The sequence below is a fragment of the Clostridium sp. C8 genome (assembly GCF_001010885.1).
GTDB classification, from domain to species: Bacteria; Bacillota; Clostridia; order Clostridiales; family Clostridiaceae; genus Clostridium; species Clostridium sartagoforme.
The window spans coordinates 1-1,486 of the sequence record NZ_LBMX01000025.1; the positions used below are offsets into that span (position 1 = coordinate 1).

General features: G+C 32.2%; 1 protein-coding gene. It reads left to right on the forward strand.

The genetic code is table 11. The annotated features are described in order from the left end of the window. Window positions 1–94: 94 nt before the first annotated feature. On the forward strand, window positions 95–1,315 hold the full coding sequence (locus tag AAT22_RS03905; RefSeq protein WP_047000328.1) for an IS256 family transposase: 1,221 nt from the start codon (window positions 95–97) through the stop codon (window positions 1,313–1,315). Window positions 1,316–1,486: the final 171 nt, after the last annotated feature.

Here is a 1,486-nt window from a genome sequence, read left to right on the forward strand (position 1 = left end):
TCGATTTTCTGTTAGTGAAACGAGAGTGTAAAATAGTCTGTGTAAACTTCAGAAGATGATATAATAAATTATCAATATGGAGGGAACACAGACTATGTCATTTTCAAAAGAAGAATTAATAAAAATGTTAGCAAAGGATCCAAGTATTAAAACAGCTGAAGATATTCAGAATGTTTTAAAAGATTTATTCGGTGGAGTGCTTCAGCAAATGCTTGAAGCCGAATTAGATAACCATCTTGGTTATACGAAACATGATTATCAAAATAAGAACACAACTAATAGCCGTAACGGCAAAGGCCGTAAAACTATGAAATCTAATCTCGGTTATTTTGATTTAGATGTCCCAAGAGATAGGGAAGGTTCTTTCGAGCCGGAAATAGTAAAAAAGCATCAAACTGATGTCTCACACCTAGAAAGCTCAATAATTGGTATGTATGCTAAAGGAATGACTACAAGAGATATAGCAACACAAGTAAATGAAATATACGGAATGGAAATATCACCTACTTTAGTTTCTAATGTGACAGATAAAGTAATTCCAATGGTGAGAGAATGGCAAAGTCGTCCATTGGAAACTGTATATCCTATAGTATTTATGGATGCTATTCACTTTAAGGTAAGGAAAGATAATGTTGTTGTTTCGAAAGCAGCCTACGCTGCGATTGGGGTAAATCTTGAAGGGAAGAAAGATGTTCTTGGTATATGGATAGGATCAGCTGAGTCATCAAAATACTGGTTGCTTGTTTTAAATGAGCTAAAAAACAGAGGTGTAAGGGATATATTAATTGCATCAGTTGATGGCCTAACAGGATTTAACGAAGCCATTAGGGCTGTTTATCCTAATACAGAAATTCAAAGATGTATTATTCATCAAATTAGAAATTCAAGTAAGTACTTATCTTATAAGGATTTAAAAGCTTTCAATGCAGATTTAAAGCTAGTTTATACTGCTACTACTGAGGAGATAGCATTAGCAGAATTAGATCGATTAGAACAAAAATGGGGAGATAAATACCTAATAGCAATAAGGTCTTGGAGAAATAATTGGAATGAGTTAGCTACATTCTTTAAATATCCACCTGAAATTCGAAAAATAATATATACGACTAACGCCATGGAAAGCTATAATCGTCAGCTTAGAAAAGTTACTAAAACTAAATCTATATTTCCTAATGATGAATCATTAATGAAAATTCTATACCTTGCTACCATTGATATCAGTAATAAATGGACTCAATCAATACGAGGGTGGGCGCAAATTTTAGCACAGTTATCAATCTTCTTCGAAGGTCGTTTAGACGACCAGTTATTCTAAGTACATCAAGTTAAATGTCTATTAAAACGCAGCTATTAATGTAATAATTATCAATTAAAAGAAAATAAAGGTTGGATATCTTATTAAACTATCCAACCTCTTAAATGAAATTTAATTTTCTGAAGTTTACACAAAATTATTGACAGACTCAGTGAAACATATTTTACTCTA